Below are 352 nucleotides of genomic sequence, written 5' to 3' on the forward strand. Positions count from 1 at the left end.
GGAGACCCTGGAAAACCCAGGCCATCCGCGCGACAATGGCTCAGTGATCACAGGCAAGGACTGGGTTGATGGGCGGCAAGCAGCTCGGTTTCTCGGATTACGAGCTGACCACCGCCAAGAAGCGCACCAAGCGAGAGACGTTTCTCTCTGAGATGGAAGCGGTGGTGCCTTGGCAGGCACTGATCGCCTTGATCGAACCCCATTACCCCAGAACCAGCACGAAAGGCGGCCGACCTCCCTACCCGCTCGCCACGATGCTGCGGATTCACCTGATGCAGCAGTGGTATTCGCTCAGCGACCCAGGCATGGAAGAGGCGCTGATCGAGGTGCCCACCATGCGCCGTTTCGCCGG

1 protein-coding gene is annotated in these 352 nt (G+C 61.4%); it reads left to right on the forward strand.

Annotated features, from left to right (window positions below):
- Nucleotides 1-68 precede the first annotated feature (68 nt).
- Nucleotides 69-352 (forward strand): transposase (locus tag CJZ98_RS17895; protein WP_198537985.1); only part of this gene is annotated, 284 nt, incomplete at its 3' end.

Origin of the sequence: Vulcanococcus limneticus LL, from assembly GCF_002252705.1 — a bacterium.
Lineage (GTDB): Bacteria > Cyanobacteriota > Cyanobacteriia > PCC-6307 > Cyanobiaceae > Vulcanococcus > Vulcanococcus limneticus.